Genomic DNA, 23331 nt, shown 5'->3' on the forward strand with positions numbered 1-23331 from the left:
GGTACCGGCCCCGCTCAAATGCGGCTGACCCTGGCACCGAGTTTTTCCTGTATCGCCGCGCCGATCTGGGCCAGCGGCACAACACTTTCCACCGCTCCCACCTGCACGGCCTCACGCGGCATGCCATAGACCACGCAGCTGTTTTCGTCCTGGGCCAGCGTCTGTGCCCCCGCTCGCCGCATCGCAAGCAGGCCCGCCGCACCATCCTTGCCCATGCCGGTCAGGATGACACCGATCGCATTCCTGCCCGCCACGGCGGCGGCGGAATGAAACAGCACATCCACCGACGGGCGATGCCGGTTGACCGGCACGCCGTCGTCGAGTTCCACCACGTAATTTGCGCCGCTGCGCGCCAGGCGCAGGTGGCAGTCGCCGCCCGGCGCCAGGTAAACGTGGCCCGGCAATACCCGTTCGCCATCCCTGGCTTCGCTGACGCTCAGCGCGCACAGGCTGTCTAGGCGCTGCGCGAAGGAACGGGTAAAGCCCGCCGGCATATGCTGGGTGATCAAGATGCCGGGCATGTCAGGCGGCAGGTGCTCCAGCACCTGCCGGATGGCCTCGGTGCCGCCCGTGGATGCGCCAATGACGACGATTTTTTCCGTGCCGGTAAACGGGGTACGCAATGCCGGCCGGCGGATTGCCGCTTCCTCGCAGCCGGCCGCCGTCGCAGGTGCCACGGCGGCGGCGACAGCGGTTGTGGCTGTGGCCGCTGTAGCGGCTGCGCCAGCGCTGACGGCTGCGGACACGGTAGCAGCCAGGCGCGGCCTACGGCTGATCCTGGCGCTTGCAGCGACACGGATTTTCTCCGCGATGAGATCGCTGTATTCACGCAGGCCGTCGCGTATCCCCAGCCGGGGCTTGGTCACAAAATCCACCGCGCCCAGCTCCAGCGCCCGCAGGGTCACCTCGCCACCGCGCTCGGTCAGCGAAGACACCATCAGCACCGGCATGGGCCGCAGCCGCATCAGCTTCTCCAGGAAATCCAGACCGTCCATGCGCGGCATTTCCACGTCCAGCGTCAGCACGTCCGGCCGATGTTGCTTGATCAGCTCCCGCGCCACATAGGGATCAGGGGCGACCGCCACCACTTCCATATCGTCATGGCTATTGATGATCTCGGTCATCAGGCCGCGCACCAAGGCCGAATCATCGACGCACAGAACGCGTATTTTCTTGTTCATTGCTTTTCCTGCTTGCTATTGCCCAAGTAAAGGCGCTCATCGGGTTCGTGTTCCAGGGCACGAACCCTCGCCGCCCAGGCCAGGGCTTCTCTTTCCGCGGCGTCCGCTTGCTGGCCGCCAAACCGCCGTACCCGAGTCAGGCCGCTGGCGGGAAAGAAGTTCACCCTGCGGGCCTGTGTACCGCCCAGATCATGGGCAATGACCGGAATACCGGCACGTTCCAGATAGGCCCGCACGAACTTCGCGTTACTGGCACCAACCGCCATCCGTGTCACGCCTGCCAGCACCGCGCCGCCGCCGAATACCTTGGCCTCCAGCCGTTGGCGCTGCGCACCGGCCCGGATCAAGGCTTCAATCAGCGTGTCCATGGCGTGCTGGCCATAACGCATGCTGCCCGCCGGTGCCCGGCCCGACTCGGTCGGGGCAACGCCAGGCAGGATGAAATGATTCATGCCACCCACGCCATTGGCGCCGTCACGCACGCAGGCCGCGACGCAAGACCCCAGCACCGTGGTCAACAACAGGCCATCACCAGGCGCAGCAACGTAATACTCGTTGGGCAGCACCTTGACCGCCTGGCATTGCTCGCCCTGGTCGAAATAACGGATAGACGCCCGCACGCCGGCGTGGATACTGACCGACCACTCCTGCTGCACATCCGCTTCCCGTCCGGCCTGGGCATGGCTCATACCTGGCCTCGCGCGCATTCATAGACCGTCTTGCCGCGCAACACAAAATCCCGGGTGATATTGCCGAAATTCTCCGAGTGTCCCGCGAACAGCAAGCCGCCCGGCTTCATCACCGACGCCAGCCGCTGCAATACTTTGGCCTGCGTCGCCTTGTCGAAATAAATCATGACGTTGCGGCAGAAAACAACATCGAAGAGACGGCCCTGCAAGGCGCTCCAGTCGGGCGCGACCAGGTTAAGCACGGCAAACTCCACTTCTTTCGCCAGTTCCGGCTTGACCCGCGCCAGCCCGGCGTTGACGCCGCGTCCACGCTGGAAAAAACGTTTCTGGCGCTCGGCGTCCAGCCCGGCAAGGCGCTGGATTTTATAGACCCCGGTCATGGCCTGCTCTATCACCTCGGTATCTATGTCCGTCGCCAGGATACGGGGGCGTTGATGCTCTGGCCCCTGCGCCTCGGCCAGGACAATGGCGATCGAATATGCCTCTTCGCCGGTCGAGGCGGCACAGCACCAGACATCCAGAGGCTCGTCGCGCCGTTGCCGGGCAAACTCGGCCAGGATGGGGAAATGGTGCGGCTCGCGAAAGAAGGCCGTGAGATTGGTCGTCAGCGAATTGATGAAGGCCGCCCACTCCTGGCTGGCGGGATCGCCAGCCAGGGCATCCAGGTACTCGCGAAAATCGGCGCATCCAAGCGCGCGCAGGCGCCGCACGACACGGCCGTACACCATCTCGCGCTTCTGCTCGCCCAGCGTGATGCCGGCCTGTTCGTAAATCATTGCGCGGATGCGGTCGAAATCCCGCTCCGACATCTCGAATTCCTGCGCGGTCCGCCTTGCAGCGTCTCCGCCAGTACGAATGGACATAAATCCCCTGATCCTGTTCCGCCTGCCCGCCACCGGGCCGCGTACGCCTAAGCCGTGGCCGTCCCGCCCGGCGCCTTGGCAACCATGGCGTCGCCACGCAACTTGAATACCGCCACCGAATGCGCCAGGCGTGCTGCCTGGTCCTCCAGGGACGCCGCGGCAGCCGCCGCCTGCTCAACCAGCGCGGCGTTCTGCTCGGTGTGTTCGTCCAGCAGCGCCAACGCGTGGTTGACCTGGCCGATACCGCTGGTCTGCTCCTGTGAAGCCGCGTCGATGTCCTGCATCATGTCGGTCACTTCCCCGACCGACGCCTCGATTTCCCGCATGGTCACGCGGGCCTGGTCGACCTGGCCGTTACCCTCTTCCACGCTGCGCACCGAGGCCGCGATCAGGCCGCGTATCTCGCGCGCGGCCTCGGCGCTGCGCTGCGCCAATGACCGCACTTCACCGGCGACTACCGCAAACCCCCGGCCGGCCTCACTGGCCCGTGCCGCCTCAACGGCGGCATTGAGCGCGAGGATGTTGGTCCGGAAGGCGATGCCGTCGATGACGCTGACGATCTCGGTAATCTGGTGAGCGCTGGCGGAAATATGCCGCATGGTTTCCACCACCGCCTCCATGGCGACACCGCCACGCTGGGCCGCCGCCATGCTGTTGGCCACCATCTGGGTGGCGCGCCTGGCATTGTTGGCATTCGACTGCACCTGCAGCGAAAGCTCGCGCATGCTGGCGGCCGTTTTTTCCAGGCTGCTGGCCTGCTGTTCGGTACGCTGGCTCAGATCGGCATTGCCCAGCGCAATTTCCCCCGCCCCCAGGTGGATGGCATCCACTCCCGCACGCACTTGCCGGACGATGTCGGTCAGGCCCATCTGCATCTGCGCCAGCGCGCCATGCAACTGGCCCACCTCATTACCTGCGTCCACCACGATCGCTGCAGTCAGGTCGCCGCGGGCACTGGCTTCTATGCGGCGCACCGCCTGGCGCACCGGGCTCAGTACCTGCCGGTTCAGGTAAACATAAGTCAGCACCGTCAGCAGGATGGCCGCCAGGCTTCCCAGCGCCACCCCCGCCACCACCCAATTCAGGTAGCGCTTGGCCGCATCCGCGTCCGCGCGCGCCTGCTGTGCCAGTTCCTGCAGCAAAGACGCCTGCGCCAGTCCGCCATCGGCAGCCTCTCCCAGTGTCCGGACCACCTGTACGGTGCGCACGGCATTCTCGTCGAGCGTCTGCGTCAGGGAACTCAAGGGCAACAGCCCCATGCCTGCGCCGACCAGCAGCATCAGGCAAAACAGGCCCAGGACCGCCACGATGCTGGTCCGCAGGGATAGATTCCGGATAAACGCACGCATGCCAGTGACTCCTTGGCCCAAGCCCGTTGGTGTATGACGCGCCGGCTCAGCCGGCAGCCCGGTCGATCAGCGCCATGTCCTCGCTGCTCATCAAACGTTCGATATCCACCAGGATCAGCATGCGCTCGTCGAGCGTGCCCAGGCCGGTCAGGTACTCCGTCGAAAGCACTGCACTGAACTCAGGCGCGGGGCGAATCTGCTCCGCGCCCAGCGTCAGCACATCGGAGACGCCATCAACCACGACCCCGACCACACGACCGCCGAGATTCAGGATGATGGCCACCGTCTGATCGTTGAAATCCGCCGCTGCCAGGTTGAAGCGCACACGCAGGTCCACGATGGGCACAATGACCCCGCGCAGGTTCATCACACCCTTGATAAAGGCGGGAACATTGGCGATGCGCGTCACGCTGCTCGCGTCATAGCCGCGGATTTCCTGCACCTTGAGGATGTCTATGCCATATTCCTCTTCGCCCAGCGCGAAGATCAGGAATTCCCGCGCGCCTGCCGCCTGGTCGGCCGCTTCCGTGTCCACATTCGATCCGATATTCATTTGCTTCCCTCAGTTGGCTACGACTTCTGTGCAAGGCTTCAGCTGGCGTCGGCGCTGGAAGCCAGCGCCGGCCGGGACCACGGCTCGCGATTGAAGCCGGCCAGCGCGAAGACGTCGACGATCAGCGCCACGCGCCCATCGCCCAGAATGGTGGCTGCCGCGATTCCCGGCACTTTGCGGTAATTGGTTTCCAGGTTCTTCACTACCACCTGATGCTGTCCGATCAGGTGGTCCACCAGCAACGCATAGCAACGCCCCTGCGCCTGCAACACCACGGCAATGGCCTGCGACGGGTCGGCCTGCGCGCCCTCGATCGCGAAAACCTTGCTCATTTCCACCAGCGGCAGGTAGTCGTCCCGCACTTTCAGCAGGCGCTCTTCGCCTGTCAGCGAGCGCAGCTGTTCTGTCCGCGGTTGGATGGATTCCATAACGTTGTTGAGCGGCAGAATGAAAATTTCATTGCCGACCTGCACCGACATGCCATCCAGAATCGCCAGCGTCAGCGGCAGGACGATGCGGGTGGTCGTGCCCTTGCCACGCTGCGACAGCAGCTGCACATGGCCACCCATGGCCTGGATATTGCGCCGGACGACATCCATCCCCACGCCACGCCCCGAGATGGCCGTCACCTGCTCCGCCGTCGAGAACCCGGGGGCAAAGATCAGTTGCCAGACATCTTCGTCCGGCGCGTTGTCGGCAATCAGCAGCCCGGACTTATGCGCCTTGGCCAGAATCTTGGCGCGGTCCAGGCCCCGGCCGTCGTCGCGTACCTCGATGACGATATTGCCGCCCTGGTGCTGCGCCGCCAGCGTCAGGCAACCCTCCGGGCTTTTGCCTGCGGCAAGCCGCTCCTCGGGCATTTCAATGCCGTGGTCCAGGCTGTTGCGCACCAGGTGAGTCAGCGGGTCGATGATGCGTTCGATCAGGCTCTTGTCCAGCTCGGTGGCCTTGCCTATGGTTTCAAGCTTGATCTTCTTGCCCGTGGATGCCGACAGATCTCGAATCACACGCGGAAAACGGCTGAACACATACTCCATGGGAATCATCCGCATGGACATGATGGCTTCCTGCAGTTCGCGCACATTGCGCTCCAACTGGCCCAGCCCGCCAAGCAAGCCGTCATGCTCGACCGGGTCCAGCGTCGAGGCGGTCTGCGTCAGCATGGCCTGAGTAATGACCAGCTCACCCACCAGGTTAATAACCTGATCCACCTTGCCTACGTCTACCCGCAGCGAGCCGGATTCCTTATCGTGGCCAGCGTTGCCGCGTGCCGGCGAACGGCGTGCAGGTTCGGCAGTGGCAGCCGTGGCGCCCGGCACCCGGGCGGCTGCATCGTTGCCGGCTGGTGCCGCCGTCGCTGCCTGCGGTTCCCCTGCCAGCCCGGCTTCATGCGCCTGGGCAGTCGCCGGTGATGCCGCACCGGCAGTGGTATTGGCGGAAGCTGTGGTTTCAACAACCGCTGCCGCAGACTCCACCGGCTCGGCTGGGCCGGACTGCGCCTGAATGTCTATCTGGTCGGCATTGACGATGAAGCAGCTGACCGCCTCGATATCCGCTGCCGCGCAACTGGTCTGCACCATGGCCACCAGGCTGCCTGGCGACGCTTCATGCGACAGCACCTGCCCCAGGTTCCCGAGTTCTTCGAGCAGGGTTTGGGCATCTTTGTCCGAAACACGGCTGAAGGCCACACGCAGTACCGCCTCCCCCGCGGGTATTTCAGACGGCAACGCAGGGACGGCGGCTTCGGGCAGCGCTTTCACGGCCGCCCCTCCCACAGGCACAGCTACCGCAGGCGCGACCACCGCAGCGGCAGGCACCGGCGCGGGCGATGCCGCACCCTGCTGGCGCAAGGCGCGCAAGCGCTCGCCCATGGCCAGGAATTCCGCCTCGTCGGGCTCCGCATTATTGCGGTAATCGTCCAACTGATGCTTCAGGACATCCTTGGCCTGCAGGAAAACGTCGATCATGTCGGCTCGCAGGGGCAGTTGTCCCTGCCGGACGGCATCGAGCAGGTTTTCCATCAGGTGCGTGGTCTGCGCCAGTTTTTCGAAGCAGCCGAACGTCGCCGCGCCCCCCTTGATCGAGTGCGCCGCACGGAAGATGGCATTGAGTTGCTCGCTGTCGGGCTGGGCCACATCCAGCTCCAGCAGCAGGCTCTCCATATTGGCCAGCAGGTCGTCCGCTTCGTCGAAGAAAGCCTGGTAAAACTGCGTCAGATCTATTCCGCTCATTACGCTGCCTCTTTTTCAAACATTCGCCCGGCCATCAGTTCCGCTGCCCGGGACCCTGTGACTCTGCCTGCACCACATCCTCGATATCACGCAAGGCCTGTTCGGGGTGAGCCGCATCCAGCGGGACACCGCCGTCGGCAGCCAGCCCTGCACTCGCGTTCTCTGCCTCCAGGCGCCGCTGCGTCGTCGCGTTCAGCAGGACCAGGCTGATACGGCGATTCATATCGGCATAGGGGTCCTCGCGCACCAGCGGCATGCTGGCGCTCATGCCCAGCACCCGCATGATCTTGTCTTCCTGCATCCCGCCTGCCACCAACTCGCGACGCGATGCATTGGCCCGCTCCGTGGAGAGTTCCCAATTGCTGTAGCCGCGTTCGCCACCGCTGAAAGGCCGCGCATCGGTATGCCCGGACAGGCTGATGCGGTTCGGCAGTTCGTTGAAGACAGGCGCCAATTCACGCAGGATCTCGCGCATGTGGGGCAGGACTTCCGCGCTGCCAGAGGCAAACATCGGCCGGTTTTCACTATCGACGATCTGCAGCCGCAGACCCTCGGCCGTCATGTCGATACGCAGCTGCGGCTTGAATTCACGCAGTTTGCGGTTCTGTTCGATCAAATCGTTGAGGCGATGACGGAAGGTTTCCAGCCGGCGCAGGTCGCGTTTTTCGCTTTCGCTCAGGACCGCGATCGCGGACGCCGGCGCCTGCTGCAGACCCGCCTGGGTTTCATTGATCTGCCGGCCGCCGCCACGTATCGGCGACACCGGATGCGCAGGCAGCACCGAGCCGTTTTCAACGGCCGTGCGCAGCGGCATGCGGAAATATTCGGCCAACCCGGCACGGCTTTTTTCCGGCAGAATGCCCAGCAGCCACAGCACCAGGAACAGTGCCATCATTGCCGTCATGAAATCGGCATAGGCGATCTTCCAGCTGCCGCCATGATGAGCCTTGCCGTGGCGCTTTCTGGATTTGATACGAATGACAGGGCGCTGCAGATCCATGCTGTCCCCTGTGCTCAGGCTGCCTTGTCGGCCGGCGTTCCCTTGGCCTGGCGGACATGCTCTTCCAGCTCTGCAAAACTGGGACGGATATCCGCAAACAACACCTTGCGGCCGAACTCCACTGCCATCTGCGGCGGGTAGCCGTGCAGGCTGGCCATCAGCGTGACCTTCACGCACTCGAGGATCTTCACGGCCTCTTCATTGCGGCGATCGACGGCAGCCGCCAGCGGCGACACGAAACCGTAGGCCAGCAGAATGCCCAGGAACGTCCCGACCATGGCCTTGGAAATCAGGTCGCCCAGCACAGCCGGCGGCTGGTCGATGGCAGCCAGCGCCTTGATCACGCCCAGTACGGCGGCCACGATCCCGAACGCCGGCAGGCCGTCCGCCAGATTGTGCAAGGCAGTGGATGGCAGGCTGCGTTCATGGCTATAGGTCTCGATTTCCTCATCCATCAGGGCTTCGATCTCGAAGGCACTGGTATTGCCGCTGATCATCAGCCGCAGGTAATCCAGCAGGAACTCCTGCAGGCGTGCGTCCTTCTGCACCAACGGATACTGGGCGAACAGTTCGCTGTTGGCAGGGTCTTCGATATGCGATTCGATAGCCATCCAGCCATCGCGACGCACCTTGGCCAGCAGGACATACAGGAAAGCAATCAGCTGCATGTAGACTGCCTTGTTGTAGGGCGACGGCTTCATGAGGCCGACCAACGCCTGGACCGACAGCTTGAGCGTCTTGCCGGTATTGGCCGCAATGAACGCTCCCAGGCCGGCGCCACCGATCACCACCAGTTCGAACGGCTGGTACAGCGCTCCCCAATGGCCTCCCATGGCAGCATAACCACCCAAAACCGATGCCAAGACAACAACAAAGCCAATGACGATGAGCACAATAAAAAGCCCTTAGCTCGAAAAAGCCGCAAGAAAGCCTAATCTTCAACCGGAAAGCATCCGGAGGAAGCGTGAGTCAGAACGATTTTTGCGGCATTCCTTGCCGCTTTGAGAGAGCGGGACGGCTAGACTGCCGTCCCTGCCGCGGCGCTAGGCCTGACGGCGCTTGGCGCCTCGCGTCGCAGAAAGCCGCTTGCCGGCCCGCGGCGGCAGGCGGCACAGGCCGCAGACAAAGGCTTCGGCAGGTTCGTGCGCATGGTGGACGAACTGGCCGCCACAACTATTGCAGCGACACATCTGCAGCATGTCCGCCTCGAAAAAACGCACCATCATCCAGGCCCGGGTGAAGCTCAGCACCAGCCCCTGTTCCGGCGTACCTTCTTCACCCATCAGGTCCTGGTAGCCCCGGTAGGCCTCTACCAGCACCAACGGACCACGCAGCCCTGCGTCACCCGCCATGAACTGATAGATGTTGTAGAAAACCGACGAGTGGATATTCGGCAACCAAGTCATATGCCAGTCCACCGAGAACGGCAACATACCCTTGGGCGGCGACTCCTGGCGGATTTCCCGGTACAGGCGCGACAGGCGCTCACGACTCAGGCCGGTCTCCGTCAGCAGCACCTGCAGCCGGGCGCCCAGGCGAATCATTGCCGCAGCCAATTCGATTTCCCGGGCTTCCCGCACCACGCTCTTTGCGTCATCCATGCGGACACTGCCCTTGGCACTGCTTTTCGCCTTGCCTCGTTGCACTGCCATTTGCTTCAACTCCAGGATGCCGGAAGACAGCACCGCACTCACGCGATACGCTCGACCGGCTGGCCCGCCATCATGATGGCCATGCGCGCTCGCTGCAGCGCCCCGCCCATCACATCCTTGCCGCTCAACGCCGCCACGACTTCCGGGCTATCCAGCCGCAAGCGGCCCAGCGCCATGTTCAGATTGCTCAGGCGCAGCAGTTGCGGCGGCGAAAGCTTCAACAGGGCATCGGCGACATCAGCAGACAGACCCAGACGGAACAGGCCCACCGGGTAGTCCTCCCGCAGCATTCGCTGCGCCAGCATCAGATAGGAAAGGTTCAGCTCCCTCATATCATCAAGCAGGTTTTGTTGCTGCATAGCAGGCTTCATCAGCAGAGAGACAGACATCATAGGGGTGAAAAAAAAGTGCCCGGCCATCCCGTAACGCCAAAGAGACTGAACGGGATACACATGAAACAAGTCCTTCCTGCGGGCATCGGCGCCGACATCGACTGCAAGACTGCATCCGCCGATCTCCGCGACCGGAAGGGGCTTCATTACCAGTGTTTAAAACGATACAAAACGAAACAAATATAGGACTATTCCACTTTTTAAACGTTTTTTACAAACATGTCAAAAGTTTAAATATCGTTAATTAAATACAATGATCTGTGTCAAATTTCCTAAATGAAATACCAATCCCATTAGTCAAAGATGTTTGAATATTGCGCTATGAACTAAATAAGCAAAACATATTTTTTGCGTAAATAATTCGTAAAATATAAAAATAACATCGTGAAAATAAAGTGATTTTTCTTATTATTAGATTATTTTTATATTTTGATTTTCTACATAAATAGCGTGTGACCCTAAAGTTTCCGGTGCTTCTGCCGTTAATCAGCCTGATAGGCTGGTAGCAAGACGCTGTTACGAGTTCGAGATTGTTTCTTGCTGCCTTGTCCATTGCCCGACATGCAATCTTTCAGGAATCTAGATGGCTGCCGTTTCTTCTTCTACGCTGCTCATTGCACCGATACCGGCAGCGGTATCCACTGCCGTTCCTGCTCCTCGAGGCCTGGAAAAGACCGCCGCGAGCGGCCGCACCGCAACAGACCCGCAAACCCAGCCGGCCGTCACCGCGCAAGACGAAACACCATCCTCGCCCGTGCTGGAAGAAGCACTGGCCAAGCTCAACCAGAGCATGCAGGCCTGGGCCACCAGGCTGAACTTCGTCGCCGACAAGGAAGCCCAACGCATCGTCATCCGCATCATCGACAGCGATAGCGGCGAAGTCATCAAGACCATCCCCAGCGAAGCCGTCCTGCACGCTGCCAGGCTGCTCAACAACCAGACTGGCGCCGCCGCTACGATTGCGGCGCAGGCCTGACCCCGGGAGTACCTGCAGACAGCGCAGGCACACCAACGCATCAAGGAATTTTCATGGCAACTTCTTCTGTCTCTTCCAACCTCGGCGTAGGTTCCGGCCTGCCTCTGACCAAGCTGCTCGAAGACCTGCGCAAGGCCGAGAACAAATCCCTGGAACGCATCCAGGTACAGCAACAGACCCAGGAAGCGCGTCTTTCCGCGTACAGCCAGTTGAAAGGCGCCGTCGAAACCATGCGCAGCAGTGCCAAGACGCTGGCATCCGGCGACCTGTTCAACGCCACCAAGGCCACCAGCAGCAGCGAAGCCTTCACTGCCAGCAGCACCAACAAGGCCATCGCCGGTGATTACTCCGTCGCCGTGACTTCTCTGGCACAGGCCCAGACGCTCTATACAGGCAGCGCCTTCAGCGCCCGGGACACTGCCGTAGGCAGCGGGGGTAAAGTGACCTTCTCGTTCGCGGGCAAGGAAAGCACGACCCTGGAATTGCAGGGCGAACTGACGCCGGAAAAGCTGGTCCAGGCCATCAATGCCAAGGAAGACCTGGGCGTGAAGGCCAGCCTGCTCAATGACGGCAATGGTTTCCGGCTGCTGCTGACCAGCAGCGAAACCGGTACCCAGGCGGCCGTGACCGCAATCCAGGTCGAAGGCAACGCCGCACTGGGCCAGGCTATCGGCTACAACGACGGCACCGGCGCCGATCCGGCCACTCAGTTGCAGGTCGGCACGGCCGCCGCCGATGCAAAGCTCAACATCAACGGCATCGACATCACCAGCCAGAACAACACGGTGAAAGACGTCATCGACGGCGTGACGCTGAACCTGAAAAGCACCACAGGCGACAGCACGGACCCCAAGCCTGCCAGCCTGAGCATTGCCCGCGACAACACGCTGGCAAGCACGGCGATCCAGAATTTCGTCAATACATACAACAACCTGCAGAAGACCATCACCAACCTGACGGCCTTTGATGTCGAGGCGGAAACCGAAAGCGTGCTGACCGGCGACTACACGACGCGCCAGATCCAGACCAGTATGCGCCAGCCGCTCAATACCATCGGCAGCGGCGAAACCATACGCTCGCTCAGCCAGATCGGCATCACTACCGACCCTGTCAGTGGCGACCTCAAGCTGGATACTGATAAATTGTCCAAGGCTCTGAGCAATCACGGCGCGGATGTCGCCGCCCTGTTCCAGGGAGAAGACGGTATTGCGGCCAAGGTGGAAAACACCACCAAGCAAATGCTGGAAGACAGTTCGGCAGGCAGCGGCCTGTTCAAGAACCTGGAAGAGAACATCAACCGCAACATCAAGAGCCTGAAAAAACAGTACGAGGCTGCCAGCCTGCGCCTGGAAGACCAGATGGCGGTCTATACCGCGCAATTCACCGCGCTGGACGCTGCCGTGACAAAAATGAGCTCTGTCAGTACCTACCTGACCGAGCAGTTGGCGCAACTGAAGAAAAATACGCAATCCTCATAATCCTTACCGCCCGCAGCCCGGATAGCCGCATTCATGAACACTTTTTCCTACTCCGCAGGCCGCCGCCCCGGGCAAGGCGCCCGGGCCTATGCCCACATTGGCCTGGAAACCCAGGTGGGCAGCGCTTCACCGCAACGCCTGATTACCCTGCTGTTCGACGGCGCCCTGGCCGCCGTCGCCAAGGCCAGGCACCAGCTTGCCGCCCATGACATCGCCGGGCGCGGCCAGTCGGTCTCCAAGGCCGTCGATATCGTCCAGAACGGCTTGATGAACAGCCTGAACCTGGACGCCGGCGGTGAACTGGCAGCCAATCTGCACGACCTCTACGACTACATCATCCGGCAACTGCTGCTGGGCAATCTGCAGGCTGACGACGACGCCCTGCAACGTGCCGCCACGCTGTTGGGCCAGATTGCAGATGCCTGGCGCAGCGGCGTAGACACGCCGGCCAGCAGCAGCCATGCCCTGACACCCTGAACCGATGAAAACGTCCCCCTCCCCCCTGCCCACGCCAGACAGCGCCCGCGACGCAGCCGGATGGCTGCGCTGCTGTGCTGCGCTTGCCAGCACGGCCAGCCAGCTACTCAAGGCTGCCCAGGCCGGCCGCTGGAGCGATTTCATTGCGCATGGCCAGCACTACGCAGGGCTGGGCGAGACCTTGCGAGCGGGCATTACCCTGGCTGAGCTGCCCGAACCGACGCAGGCCCGCTGCGCGGCCCTGCTGCAAGAAGCCCTGGCGCTGGAACTCGCCGCTCGCCAGATATCCGGCAAAGAGCGCGACAGCCGGCTGGCTGCAGTACACAGCACGCGTCATTCCCAGCGCCTGCACCGCAGCTACGGCGCACTGCAGGCTGAATTCAAATGAACGGGCCGTCGGCTCCCAACGCGCTCCTGCTGCAACGGCTGGATGCCGTGCTGGGCGTACCGCTGTCGAAATATGCCCGCCCGGCCACGGCACCTTTTCCCCTGCCGGAGCATCCGGGCCATGAAGCCGCTCCCGGCGCCGATGGCCGCAGCGGCGATGAAGACGGCGCCATCAGGGCGCCTGGCCGTACTGGCAGGCGTCCCATTGCCCCCGACACATCGGTGCCCGGGCAAAACGCCACCGACAGCGCGGCGGGAAGGCGTTTCCCTTCCTCGCCCACCACGCTGGGACAGGCCGCCCGCGCCATCCTCACATTGCTGCAACAATTGCCGCAACAGCCTCCGGCAGTTGTGCTGCGCCAGCCCATGCTGCCCGGCGCAGATACCCTGCCTGCAGCCACGCTACTGGCCGCCGCCACTCCTCATCCCCAGCCAACCCTGGCCGACGGCCTGACGCCAAGAACAGGACAGCCGCCATCACCGGCCAGTCTGTCTGCAACGCCCTTCGTGCCGGACAATAGCGCTGTGCAGCCCGCCGCCATGCAAGCCAGCTCGCCGCTGGTGACCCTGCTGGCACAGCACCTGATGCAACAGGTCAGCCAGAGTGGCATGTTCTATGAAGCCCATCTGGCCCGGGTGGCGTTCGAAGGCCAGCCGGCCGACACCCTGCGGCAACAACCGCAGAGCAGCCTCCCGGCCCTGGCGGGTGCGGACCGCGGCGCACCACCCGCTGCCGCCGTTCTGGCTGGCCAAGGCGGCACGCCGCTGGCGCCTGAACACGCCATGCTGGTACGCCAGCAACTGGAAGTCCTTGCCACGCAGACATGGCAGGCCAGGGGCGAGGCCTGGCCCGGCGCCCCCATGCACTGGGAAATCCAGCGTGACGCCATGCCGGCCTTGCTGCCGGAATTGCCGGGACGGGAAGGCAACGATGATGACCTCAATGACGGCAATACTGGCGAAGAGGAAGCCGGCAAGGCAAGCGCAGAGTCGTCCGCCAGCGCCTGGAGAACCCGGTTGCGCCTGCAATTGCCGCACCTGGGAGAAGTGAATGTCGCCTTGAGCCTGCGCGGCATGCAATGCGAGCTGCAGTTCGAAAGCGCCAGCCATGAAAGCGTGCTGCACCAGGCCAGCCCCATGCTTCAGCAACGCCTGGCTGCCGCCGGCCTGGATATCCTGAGCCTGGACGTCCAGCAAGCCGAACCCATGGCAAGCATGGCACGGCAGGCGGAAGCTGCGGAAACGGCGGAAGCTGCGCCTGCTGCTACCGCCACCGATGCCAGCCGCGCGCCCCCATTGCCGGCAAGGCCCCGCAACGGAGAGTCGGCATGAGCACGCAGGGCGGCCCCCCTTCTCCAGGCCCCCGGCGTCCGCGCGCCGCCGTCCTGCGCTATGAAAGCCATGACAGCGCACCACGAGTGGTCGCCAAGGGCTATGGCGCCATCGCCGACACCCTCATCCGTACCGCCAGGGAACATGGCGTTCATGTGCATGAATCGCCGGAACTGGTCGAGCTTCTGATGCGCGTGGATATGGATGCAGAGATTCCGCCAGCCCTTTATCTGGTGGTCGCGGAACTGCTGACCTGGCTATACCAGCTGGATGCAGAAGCGGCGCCCGCTGCCGCAAAGATAATTTTGCCGGACACACTAAATCCTGGCGGCCAGCAGCCGTAAACCCGGGTGTACAGGAAACACAGGGCCTGCCCGGCACCAGCGGTGAAGGGCCAGGATTCCACCCCGAACGGGGTTTTCCTGGTCAACCGGCAGCAGGACATTGCTGCCTTATCCCTCACAGGAGTCATCTATGTCCGTCATTAATACCAACTACTTGGCTTTGGTGTCCCAGAACAACCTGAGCAAGTCGCAAAATGCCCTGGGCACGGCCATCGAACGCCTGTCGTCCGGCCTGCGCATCAACAGCGCCAAGGATGACGCGGCAGGCCAGGCCATTGCCAACCGCTTCACCGCCAACATCAAGGGTCTGACCCAGGCGTCGCGCAATGCCAACGACGGCATTTCCATCGCCCAAACGACGGAAGGCGCGCTGAACGAAATCAACAACAACCTGCAACGCGTGCGCGAACTGACGGTGCAAGCCGCCACCGGTTCGAATTCCAAGACCGATCTGGACACCATTCAGGCAGAAATCACTCAGCGCCTTGGAGAAATTAATCGCGTTTCAGAACAAACTCAATTCAATGGTGTCAAGGTACTAGCATCCAATCAAACACTATCCATTCAAGTAGGATCGCACGATTCTGAAACAATTTCGGTAAATTTGCAAAAAATCAACCGAAACTCATTGAATCTGAGTAATTTGGATGCAACAAAAATCGCTCAAACCATCAATGAAGGAGATGCCGTTTCTGTTACAACTGCGCCAGTTACTGAAACAAAACTCAGTCTGGATACAACAGGGATAACAGGGCAATCTATAGAATCGGGCATCTTTACAGATGGCACTAATTACTATGTTAAAGATAGCGGCGCTTCCGAAACTTACTATCAAATCGACCTTGACAATGCGAATCCTGATACTGGTGCAGTAACGCAAGATATCTCAGGCGCCACTGCTGTTACAACAGGTACGTTTACCCCGGTCACCTCGGGAAATGAACCTACTGTACGCACAGCATCTGCAGGAGAGCCTGACGACGGAAAAGCAAAAATTGATCTTTCTGCCAATACTGCCATTGCCAATAATCAAAATAATTTGATTAAACTGGAAAACAGTTTCTACATTCGCAGTACCGATGCGTCAGGCAACACCTCCTACTACGATGCAACGCCAGGTGCCAAAGATGCTGCAGGAAATATCACATTCACGGTTGCTACAACCGCTACGACTGACGCCATCGCTCCTGAGCAGGGATCTCCTCTTGCCGCATTGGACCAGGCCTTGCAACAAGTTGACTCACTACGTTCTGACCTCGGTGCCATCCAAAACCGCTTCCAGTCCACGATTGCCAACCTGAACAACACGGTCAACAACCTGTCGGCCGCCCGTTCGCGTATTGAAGACGCCGACTACGCCGTCGAAGTCTCCAACATGACGCGTGCGCAGATCCTGCAACAAGCCGGCACCTCGGTGCTGGCCCAGGCCAATCAGGTTCCGCAAACCGTGCTGTCGCTGCTGCGTTAATTCCATCAGCAGATAGTCACCTGCCATGGTTGCCTCCGCTCAGTGAACGGAGGCAACCCAAGTGCCGACGCAGGCGTCTTCCCCTGGACGCCGCGTGGCAAAATAGAAATGCCAGTCCTGGCAACAGGGCTGGCATTCTCGCATTCGGTTCCATGTTTCTGTCACGCACTTATCCCCGGGCAATGTCCCCCCAGCTTGGTCCCGCCAATGCAGCCGCCCTGCCTCAGGCCTCCGTCATGCCCAGGTGCTCGCGCAGGGTGGAACCTGCGTAGTCCTTGCGAAACAGCCCCGCCTGGGCCAATCCAGGCACCACCTCATCAAGAAACAGCGTCAGGCTTTGCCAGGCGCCGCCCGGCAAGGCGATGAAACCGTCCGCCGCGCCGGCCCGAAAGCGCTCGCTGATGGCCGCCACCGCCTGCGCTGGCGTACCGACGACCTGCCAATGCGCGGAACCGGCCACTTCCGGGCGCTGCATGAAATCACGAATACTCGGTGTTTCCCGTTCGATCAGGCGGCGCATCAGTGCCGCATGCGTCTGTCCTTGTCCCGGCGCGCTATGCGCCGCCGGCAGCATGTCCAGCGCCAGCGGTTCGTCCGGGTCCAGCACGGTGAGGTCCACTCCCAGCAGTTGCTGCACGCGCGCATACTTGCGCGCCATATCCTGCTCGACGTGCGTCTCGGCATATAGCTCCCGGGCTTCGCGCTCGCCGGGCGCCAGGAACAGGCTGAGCCCCGGCAGCACGCGAATGGCGTCGGGCTGGCGGCCGTAAGCGCTGGCGCGCTCACGCAAATCGCGGCGCAGTTCCTGGCCGGCTTCGATATCGGGCGTGGCGGCGAAGACCGCATCCGCGATACAGGCCGCGAAATCCCGCCCCCAGGGAGACGCCCCCGCCTGGAACAGCGGCATCATGCCGTAGGCTGGCGCCGGAAGGTTCAAGGGCCCCTGCACCGAGAAAAATTCGCCGTCATGGTCGATGGGCCGCACACAGGATGCGTCGGCATAGGCACCGGATTCCCGTTCGCAGCGCAGCGCTGCGTGAGGATAGCTGCGCCAGAGTTCGCGCACAACCTGCACGAACTCCAGCGCCTTGCGATACCGCTCAGCAGACGACGGCATGGCCGCCGCGCCGAAGTTCAGGTTGCCGTCCAGCGCCGTCACCACGTTCCAGCCCACCCGTCCCTGCGTCACCCAGTTGAGCGACTGCAGCTGGCGCGCCACGACATAGGGCGGATTGAAGGTCGTCGCGGCCGTGGTGACCAGGCCGATGTGCCGCGTGGCACCCGCCAGCGCGGCCACCAGCACGGTCGGGTCCAGGCTGCTGAATCCGGGCGAATGCCGCAGTGCCTGCCGGTCCAGGAAGAGCGCATCCGGCCGGAACAGGAAGTCCAGACAGGCCTCTTCGGCCCGGCGCGCCAACCCGGCATAGAAGCCGATGTCATAGATGTCTTCGACGCGGCTGTCCGGACGGCGCCAGCCGTTGCCCATCAGCCAGGTCACGGCCAGCGACAGGCCGATGCACAATTGTTTTTGTTGTCCCACCTTGAAGCTCCTTGCCGCCTGCCGCAGATACCACCGGCGGCAGGCGGGCAACCGCTCTTGCGGCTGTGATTACCAGCTATAGCGCAGATTGGCGATGACCGTCCGGCCGGTACCGTAGTAGCACGATGTTGCCGCCGTGCAGGTGGCGACATAGCGCTTGTCCGCCAGGTTGCTGGCATTGATGGACAGCCTCAGGTCGCCATTGCCGACATGGGCGATGTCATAGCGCAGCGCCGCGTCGAACAAGGTATAGGACGGAATATGCAGCACATTGGCCAGATCGCCGTAGGTATCGTCGATGTAACGCAGGCCGCCACCGAAGCCCAGGCCCTTGAGCGCGCCGCTGCGCACGGTGTAGTCCAGCCACAGCGAACCCATCCAGTCAGGCACGCGTATCATTTCATTGCCGACATTGCCGTCATTGCTGCGCACGACCTTGGAGTCCATGCGCGTGACCGCGCCGATCACGCTGAAACCATCAAATGGCGTGATCCGCCCTTCCAGTTCGATGCCACGGACCCGCACCTTGCCGGTCTGCACCTGGAACGACGCACCGGTCGTCACATTGGTCGGGTCGGCCGTCAGCACGTTCTCCTGGGTCAGTTCGTAAGCCGACAGCATCAGCATGCCGTCCACATCGCGCGGTTCGTACTTGATGCCGGCTTCCCATTGCTTGCCCTTGAGCGGCTTGAAGGTATCGCCATTGCGCTGCACGCCGCCCACAGGCTGGAACGACTGGGAAAAGCTCAGGTACGGCGCCAGGCCGTTGTCGGCCAGGTAGGTCAGCCCGGCCCGGCCGGTGAAAGCGCGATCGGACGTGACCGTGCGCTCGTCGTTGAGGCGGTTCAGCGTGTCGATGCGGCTCCAGTCCTGGCGCCCGCCCAGCGTAACGCGCCACTTGCCCCAGGCCAGCTGGTCCTGCAGATACACGCCCATCTGGCGGTTCTTCTCGTCCGTCTCCATCTGCACCAGCGTCAGCGAGGGCTCGAAATCGTAGTAGGTGTAGACGGGATCGTAGATATCTATTGCAATGGCATCCGGCGAGGCATTGGACATCTTGCGCAGGAAGTCCCACTTGTTCTCGCGCCAATCAAAGCCCGCCAGCAAGGTGTGCTCCAGCACGCCGGTGGAGAACTTGCCTTCTACCCGGGTATCGACGGTCTTTGCGTTGGAATCTCCTTCCCCCTGCACCGCCCTGCGCTTCAGGATATGGCCGTCGGTCAGGGTATTGAGGTCCGTCACTGCCGCACCGCGCACGCCAAACCCCACCGTGGCGCGGTACAGCGAATCCACGTGCGTGTAGCGCGCATTCTGGCTCAGTTTCCAGTTGTCATTGAACTTGTGCTCGAACTGCCAGCCGGCGTACCACTCCTTGCGGTCATAGACATTCCAGTCCGGCTCGCCCAGGAAGGTTTTGTTCTTGATGAAGCCCTGTGCGCCCGGCACTACCGTCCCCTGGTAGGGCAGGAACTGGAACGTGCTGCCGCCGCTGTCCTTCTGGTACATGCCCAGCAGGGTCAGTTTGGTATTGTCCTCGTTGAACTTGAACGTCACACTGGGTGCCACGAACCATTGCTTGTGGCGCACGTGGTCGAGCTGCGTCTTGCCGCTGCCGTGCAAGCCGACCATGCGCCAGAGCACGTTCTCGTTGTCATTGGCGCCCCCCAGGTCAAATGCCTCGGTGGGCCGGCCATTGGCGTCTATCTGGGCCCAGACCGTCTGCATCTGCCCGGCACGCGGCACCTTGGTCACCTGGTTGACCATGCCGCCGGGCGCCAGCTGGCCGTAGAGCACGCTGGACGGTCCCTTGAGCACTTCCACGCGTTCCAGGTTCCAGGTATTGAACGATGCGCGGTTCCAGCTCAAGGTGCCATCCGAGGGCGCCCGCATGCCGTCCAGCATCAGGTTGGCCCCCCAGCTGCCGGCATCGAAGCCGCGGATGTACATGTCGTCGACACGGTTATCCATCCCCTGGCTTTCCGGCAGCACGCCTGCGGTATAGCGCGTGGCTTCATTGAGGTTCTGCACGCCCCGGGCATCCATTTCATCTCGCTCGATGACCGTCACTGTCTGCGGGGTCTCGATCAGCGGCGTCTCGGTCTTGGTCGCCGCGCCTATGGTTTCCGCCTGGCGGTAGGCATTGATGGTGATGCTTTCCAGCATCGCGGGCTCGGCCGGCGAGCTCTCACCATCCGGCGTGGGCTGCGGTGCCCCGGCGGACTGGGCCGCCGCCTGCCCCCATACGGACAGCAGCAGCGCCGCCAGCAAGGCATGGGTGGATACCGGTAGGGAAGCAGCGCCTGGATGGCGCCGACCCTGGCCGGCGCACCGGCGCGGCAAGCGGCTGGGGGAGGACATATGCACGGAATTCTCCTTGGTGATAATAAGATTCCTTACCATTTATGAAATGGTCGCATGCGTGCTCCTGCCCGGCCTTCGCCGGAAAGGCAAAAAGCTTCGAGGAAAATGCAATCGAAGATCCGCAGGGAAACGGGGTGGCGCCCGCTCCGTACCCGGCCCGCCGGGGGGCGACTCAGCGCAGGCGGGCCTGGCTGGGCGACAAGCCGAAACAGCGCCGGAAAGCCGTGGCAAAGCCGGTAGCATTGGCATAGCCTGCCAAGGCAGCCGCCTGCTCCACGCTGATGCCATCCCGTTCCAGCGCCATCCTGGCCTGGCGCAGTCTTTCCTTTTGCAGGAAATCGAAGACCGTCGTGCCGAACGCCAGGCGGAAGTGGCGTTGCAAGGTGCTGGGCGTGGTATGCATCTGCCGGGCGATCTGTTCCAGTTGCAGCGGCTCGGCGGCATGGTCCTGCAACCAGGCCTTGAGTTCAGTCATGCGCCGCAGGCTGGCAGAAGACAACCGGGCGCCGCCAGGCTCCTGGCCGGCAGTGCCGCCGCCACGCGCCTGGACCAGCGCCTCGGCGATCAGTTCGATGGTGCGGCTTTCCTGGTACAACCCTGCCAGATAGGATTGCAGCGCTGGCGGATTCAGCAACTGTTCCGCCAGCACGCAGGCACGTGGCGAAATGGCCCATTGCACGGTATCCAGGTGCCTGGCGGACGCACCGCCCTCCTGCCCCGGTTCCCCCAGCGTTTCCTGCAGCCAGGACCGGGATACGCCTATGCTGATGCGGCGCGAGGCATCCCCTTGCCGCACGACCCTGCGCAGGCGCACGGGTTCCTGCAAGGTCACGACCGCCCCGTTGCGGACGCTGCGGCCCCGACCGCCGGACGGCCCTTGCAGGTTCAGCGGATGCGAGTCGTAACGCAGATCCAGCGCGCCCTCCAGGACCAATACGATACGGATGTGGTCGTCGATGACGGCTTCGCCCACGCAGGCCTCTGCGTGGGCCTCCACCCCGCACTGCAAGGTCAGGCCCGGCCGCAGTTCACGCCAGCCATGGCGCGGCCGTTGCGACGCAAACGCGCCGCCGCCGATGCTTCGCTGTTCTGTCATATCCACCGGACGCCCTGGCCATGCCGTGATTTCTCATTAATGAGAACCATTATATTTAATATATCGCGGCCCAGGGGGGCAACTTTCGACGCGGTGGACGTTCAATCGCCCAGCACCAACCCTTCGCGGCGTGGGTCGGTACCGCCACTCAGGCCCCGGGCATCCAGGACAATGCCGTTGAGCCCGCTGGGAAACGCCATGATACTGACCTCATGGCCCATGAGCCGCAGCGGCTCGGCCAGTTGTTCCAGCGTGGTTCCGGCTTCCAGTTCGGTCTGCCGGTTGCGGCTGCCCATATTGGGCAGGGAAATCGCCTGCTGGATGTCCAGATGCCAATCGAGCACGCCAACCAATACTTTCGCCACATAGTTGATGATGGCGCTGCCGCCGGGCGACCCCAGCACGATATAGGGTTTGTCGCCGCGATACACCACCATGGGCGCCATGCTGCTGCGCGGCCGCTTGCCCGCCTCCAGGCGATTGGCTACCTGGTGGCCGGCCTTGTCCTCGGGCGACAGAGAGAAGTCGGTGAGCTGATTATTGAGCAGGAATCCCCGGACGAAAATCTTGCTGCCGAAGGCCTGTTCGATGCTTGTTGTCATGGAGAGGGCATTGCCTTGCGCATCCACAGCCACGATATGGCTGGTGGACGGCAGGTCGAGCGCCTGGTCCTGCCCCGGTTCCGCCTGCATGCCTGGCGGCCGGCCCGGCGCAGCCATGCCCATGGAATATTCAGGGTCTATCAGTGCGCTGCGGTCATCAAGATAATCCGGGTCCAGCAGACCTTCCAGCGGCACGTCGACGAACGCCGGATCGCCGACATAATAGTCGCGGTCGGCATAGGCCAGGCGGCCTGCCTCGGAGAACAGATGCACCGCCGCCAGGCTGCCTGGCTCCAGGTGGCGGATTTCATAGGGTTGCAGCACGTTGAGCATCTGCAGGATAGCCAGCGTGCCGGAACTGGGCGGCGGCATGCCACACAGCCGGTAGATACGGTAAGTGCCGCACAGCGGCTCGCGCTCTTCGACGCGGTAGGCGGCCAGGTCTTCCATGCTCAAGTCGCCCGGCACGGGATGCGCCTGCACGGCTGCAACGATGTCGCGCCCGATACTACCGTGATAGAACGCATCGGCGCCCTGGCTGGCCAGCAGCTGGAACACCTGGGCCAGCTGCGGATTCTTCAGCAGATGGCCGACCGGCCACGGCTCGCCGTCCGGGTCCAGGAAGTAAGCGGCAGCCGCAGGCTGGTCGCGCAACGCCCGGTTCTCCTCAAGCAGGGCATGCAGGCGCGGCGAGACCGGAAAGCCCTGTTCGGCCAGTTCGATCGCAGGCTCGAACAACTCCGCCCAGGGCAGCTTGCCGTGCGCCCGGTGCATGGTTTCCAGCAAGCGCAGGACGCCAGGCGTCCCTACCGACAGACCGCTGTTGACAGCCATGCGCATGGGCAAGGGCTGGCCATCGGCCATGAAACGATCAGGTGTGGCGGCGGCCGGCGCCGTTTCCCGGCCATCATAGGCATGCAGACGTCCCTGCTCCGCATCGTGGTACATCAGGAACGCGCCGCCGCCCAAGCCGGACGACTGCGGTTCCACGAGCGTCAGCACCAGTTGCGCCGCAATGGCGGCATCGGCGGCGCTGCCATGGCGGGCCAACATGCGATAGGCGGCCTGGGTCGCCAGCGGATTGGCCGTCGCCGCCATGAAATCGTGGGCCCGAACCAGGGTTCTGTCGGCATAGCCAGTGGCTGCCTCGGGATTCTGATCAGCCGCCACCAGCCGTGCAGCGGCAGGCCCCGCAAGCAGCAAGGCTGCCAGCAAGCCCACGCCGGGCAGGAAACGAAATCGAATGGCGCGCAATGAAAATGACATGGCAATGCTCCTCCCAGCCCTGGCAGGGAAGCCGTCGTGAACCCAGAACCGCTCACGATATCACGCATGCGCCAGGGCTCGTCCTAGGAAAAAA

Annotated in this window: 20 protein-coding genes and 2 pseudogenes; 7 read left to right on the forward strand and 15 right to left on the reverse strand. The window is 62.6% G+C overall.

Going from position 1 to position 23331, the window contains the following annotated elements; all coding sequences use genetic code 11:
* Nucleotides 1–14: 14 nt before the first annotated feature.
* From EV679_RS11010 to flhD, 11 genes and pseudogenes are all read right to left on the reverse strand, one after another.
* Nucleotides 15–1181, reverse strand: coding sequence for a protein-glutamate methylesterase/protein-glutamine glutaminase (locus tag EV679_RS11010; protein WP_068371905.1), 1167 nt, complete (start codon nucleotides 1179–1181; stop codon nucleotides 15–17).
* A complete protein-coding gene (locus tag EV679_RS11015) occupies nucleotides 1178–1870 on the reverse strand; it encodes a hypothetical protein (RefSeq protein ID WP_068371902.1) in 693 nt (230 codons plus the stop codon). Before EV679_RS11015 ends, EV679_RS11010 begins: the two co-directional genes overlap by 4 nt.
* The gene (locus EV679_RS11020; RefSeq protein WP_130487228.1) at nucleotides 1867–2733 is read right to left on the reverse strand and encodes a CheR family methyltransferase; all 867 of its coding nucleotides are present in this window, start codon (nucleotides 2731–2733) and stop codon (nucleotides 1867–1869) included. The genes EV679_RS11015 and EV679_RS11020 overlap by 4 nt, the downstream gene beginning before the upstream one ends.
* A gap of 47 nt (nucleotides 2734–2780) precedes the next feature.
* A pseudogene (locus EV679_RS11025) lies at nucleotides 2781–3596 on the reverse strand (methyl-accepting chemotaxis protein); the annotation flags it as partial.
* A gap of 6 nt (nucleotides 3597–3602) precedes the next feature.
* A pseudogene (locus tag EV679_RS18090) lies at nucleotides 3603–4082 on the reverse strand (Tar ligand binding domain-containing protein); the annotation flags it as partial.
* Nucleotides 4083–4128: 46 nt separating this feature from the next.
* The gene (locus EV679_RS11030; RefSeq protein WP_068371893.1) at nucleotides 4129–4635 is read right to left on the reverse strand and encodes a chemotaxis protein CheW; all 507 of its coding nucleotides are present in this window, start codon (nucleotides 4633–4635) and stop codon (nucleotides 4129–4131) included.
* Nucleotides 4636–4673: 38 nt separating this feature from the next.
* Complete coding sequence (gene cheA / locus EV679_RS11035) at nucleotides 4674–6866, reverse strand: chemotaxis protein CheA (protein ID WP_130487230.1); 2193 nt, start codon at nucleotides 6864–6866, stop codon at nucleotides 4674–4676.
* 34 nt (nucleotides 6867–6900) lie between these two features.
* Entirely contained in the window at nucleotides 6901–7866 is a 966-nt protein-coding gene (gene motB / locus EV679_RS11040; protein ID WP_130487231.1) for a flagellar motor protein MotB, read from the reverse strand.
* A gap of 14 nt (nucleotides 7867–7880) precedes the next feature.
* Nucleotides 7881–8759, reverse strand: a complete 879-nt coding sequence (gene motA / locus EV679_RS11045) for a flagellar motor stator protein MotA (RefSeq protein WP_130487232.1) — start codon at nucleotides 8757–8759, stop codon at nucleotides 7881–7883.
* 150 nt (nucleotides 8760–8909) lie between these two features.
* Nucleotides 8910–9467, reverse strand: coding sequence for a flagellar transcriptional regulator FlhC (flhC, locus tag EV679_RS11050; RefSeq protein WP_130487340.1), 558 nt, complete (start codon nucleotides 9465–9467; stop codon nucleotides 8910–8912).
* A gap of 89 nt (nucleotides 9468–9556) precedes the next feature.
* Complete coding sequence (gene flhD, locus EV679_RS11055; protein ID WP_068371880.1) at nucleotides 9557–9877, reverse strand: flagellar transcriptional regulator FlhD; 321 nt, start codon at nucleotides 9875–9877, stop codon at nucleotides 9557–9559.
* 616 nt (nucleotides 9878–10493) lie between these two features.
* Here flhD and EV679_RS11060 point away from each other — a divergent pair.
* The 7 genes from EV679_RS11060 (at nucleotide 10494) to EV679_RS11090 (ending at nucleotide 16372) form a co-directional block, all read left to right on the forward strand.
* A complete protein-coding gene (locus tag EV679_RS11060; RefSeq protein WP_130487233.1) occupies nucleotides 10494–10886 on the forward strand; it encodes a flagellar protein FlaG in 393 nt (130 codons plus the stop codon).
* A 53-nt stretch (nucleotides 10887–10939) separates the two neighbouring features.
* Complete coding sequence (gene fliD, locus EV679_RS11065; protein WP_130487234.1) at nucleotides 10940–12364, forward strand: flagellar filament capping protein FliD; 1425 nt, start codon at nucleotides 10940–10942, stop codon at nucleotides 12362–12364.
* A 33-nt stretch (nucleotides 12365–12397) separates the two neighbouring features.
* Nucleotides 12398–12841 carry a flagellar export chaperone FliS gene (fliS, locus tag EV679_RS11070; protein ID WP_130487235.1) on the forward strand — a complete coding sequence of 148 codons (444 nt, stop codon included), beginning with the start codon at nucleotides 12398–12400 and terminating at the stop codon, nucleotides 12839–12841.
* A 4-nt stretch (nucleotides 12842–12845) separates the two neighbouring features.
* Nucleotides 12846–13229: a flagellar protein FliT gene (gene fliT / locus EV679_RS11075; RefSeq protein WP_130487236.1), complete on the forward strand. Its 384-nt coding sequence runs from the start codon at nucleotides 12846–12848 to the stop codon at nucleotides 13227–13229.
* Nucleotides 13226–14560: a flagellar hook-length control protein FliK gene (gene fliK, locus EV679_RS11080; RefSeq protein WP_130487237.1), complete on the forward strand. Its 1335-nt coding sequence runs from the start codon at nucleotides 13226–13228 to the stop codon at nucleotides 14558–14560. Before fliT ends, fliK begins: the two co-directional genes overlap by 4 nt.
* Nucleotides 14557–14904, forward strand: a complete 348-nt coding sequence (locus tag EV679_RS11085; protein ID WP_130487238.1) for an EscU/YscU/HrcU family type III secretion system export apparatus switch protein — start codon at nucleotides 14557–14559, stop codon at nucleotides 14902–14904. Before fliK ends, EV679_RS11085 begins: the two co-directional genes overlap by 4 nt.
* A 130-nt stretch (nucleotides 14905–15034) precedes the next feature.
* A complete protein-coding gene (locus tag EV679_RS11090; protein WP_130487239.1) occupies nucleotides 15035–16372 on the forward strand; it encodes a FliC/FljB family flagellin in 1338 nt (445 codons plus the stop codon).
* Nucleotides 16373–16595: 223 nt separating this feature from the next.
* On the opposite strand, the gene EV679_RS11095 is transcribed toward EV679_RS11090, so the two are convergent.
* The 4 genes from EV679_RS11095 to ggt form a co-directional block, all read right to left on the reverse strand.
* A complete protein-coding gene (locus EV679_RS11095) occupies nucleotides 16596–17912 on the reverse strand; it encodes an NtaA/DmoA family FMN-dependent monooxygenase (protein ID WP_130487240.1) in 1317 nt (438 codons plus the stop codon).
* A 69-nt stretch (nucleotides 17913–17981) separates the two neighbouring features.
* Nucleotides 17982–20270, reverse strand: a complete 2289-nt coding sequence (locus tag EV679_RS11100; RefSeq protein ID WP_130487341.1) for a TonB-dependent siderophore receptor — start codon at nucleotides 20268–20270, stop codon at nucleotides 17982–17984.
* A 175-nt stretch (nucleotides 20271–20445) separates the two neighbouring features.
* Nucleotides 20446–21369 carry a helix-turn-helix domain-containing protein gene (locus tag EV679_RS11105; RefSeq protein ID WP_130487241.1) on the reverse strand — a complete coding sequence of 308 codons (924 nt, stop codon included), beginning with the start codon at nucleotides 21367–21369 and terminating at the stop codon, nucleotides 20446–20448.
* 101 nt (nucleotides 21370–21470) lie between these two features.
* Nucleotides 21471–23201: a gamma-glutamyltransferase gene (gene ggt, locus EV679_RS11110; RefSeq protein ID WP_415777759.1), complete on the reverse strand. Its 1731-nt coding sequence runs from the start codon at nucleotides 23199–23201 to the stop codon at nucleotides 21471–21473.
* Nucleotides 23202–23331 lie beyond the last annotated feature (130 nt).

Origin of the sequence: Kerstersia gyiorum, from assembly GCF_004216755.1 — a bacterium.
Classification (GTDB): domain Bacteria; phylum Pseudomonadota; class Gammaproteobacteria; order Burkholderiales; family Burkholderiaceae_B; genus Kerstersia; species Kerstersia gyiorum.

Excerpts from the sequence above, each read along its gene's own strand:
- EV679_RS11010 (WP_068371905.1), bottom strand. The coding sequence starts at position 1,181 with ATGAACAAGAAAATACGCGTTCTGTGCGTCGATGATTCGGCCTTGGTG.
- EV679_RS11015 (WP_068371902.1), bottom strand. The coding sequence starts at position 1,870 with ATGAGCCATGCCCAGGCCGGACGGGAAGCGGATGTGCAGCAGGAGTGG.
- EV679_RS11020 (WP_130487228.1), bottom strand. The coding sequence starts at position 2,733 with ATGTCCATTCGTACTGGCGGAGACGCTGCAAGGCGGACCGCGCAGGAA.
- EV679_RS11030 (WP_068371893.1), bottom strand. The coding sequence starts at position 4,635 with ATGAATATCGGATCGAATGTGGACACGGAAGCGGCCGACCAGGCGGCA.
- cheA (WP_130487230.1), bottom strand. The coding sequence starts at position 6,866 with ATGAGCGGAATAGATCTGACGCAGTTTTACCAGGCTTTCTTCGACGAA.
- motB (WP_130487231.1), bottom strand. The coding sequence starts at position 7,866 with ATGGATCTGCAGCGCCCTGTCATTCGTATCAAATCCAGAAAGCGCCAC.
- flhC (WP_130487340.1), bottom strand. The coding sequence starts at position 9,467 with ATGGATGACGCAAAGAGCGTGGTGCGGGAAGCCCGGGAAATCGAATTG.
- flhD (WP_068371880.1), bottom strand. The coding sequence starts at position 9,877 with ATGCAGCAACAAAACCTGCTTGATGATATGAGGGAGCTGAACCTTTCC.
- EV679_RS11060 (WP_130487233.1), top strand. The coding sequence starts at position 10,494 with ATGGCTGCCGTTTCTTCTTCTACGCTGCTCATTGCACCGATACCGGCA.
- fliD (WP_130487234.1), top strand. The coding sequence starts at position 10,940 with ATGGCAACTTCTTCTGTCTCTTCCAACCTCGGCGTAGGTTCCGGCCTG.
- fliS (WP_130487235.1), top strand. The coding sequence starts at position 12,398 with ATGAACACTTTTTCCTACTCCGCAGGCCGCCGCCCCGGGCAAGGCGCC.
- fliT (WP_130487236.1), top strand. The coding sequence starts at position 12,846 with ATGAAAACGTCCCCCTCCCCCCTGCCCACGCCAGACAGCGCCCGCGAC.
- fliK (WP_130487237.1), top strand. The coding sequence starts at position 13,226 with ATGAACGGGCCGTCGGCTCCCAACGCGCTCCTGCTGCAACGGCTGGAT.
- EV679_RS11085 (WP_130487238.1), top strand. The coding sequence starts at position 14,557 with ATGAGCACGCAGGGCGGCCCCCCTTCTCCAGGCCCCCGGCGTCCGCGC.
- EV679_RS11090 (WP_130487239.1), top strand. The coding sequence starts at position 15,035 with ATGTCCGTCATTAATACCAACTACTTGGCTTTGGTGTCCCAGAACAAC.
- EV679_RS11100 (WP_130487341.1), bottom strand. The coding sequence starts at position 20,270 with ATGTCCTCCCCCAGCCGCTTGCCGCGCCGGTGCGCCGGCCAGGGTCGG.
- EV679_RS11105 (WP_130487241.1), bottom strand. The coding sequence starts at position 21,369 with ATGACAGAACAGCGAAGCATCGGCGGCGGCGCGTTTGCGTCGCAACGG.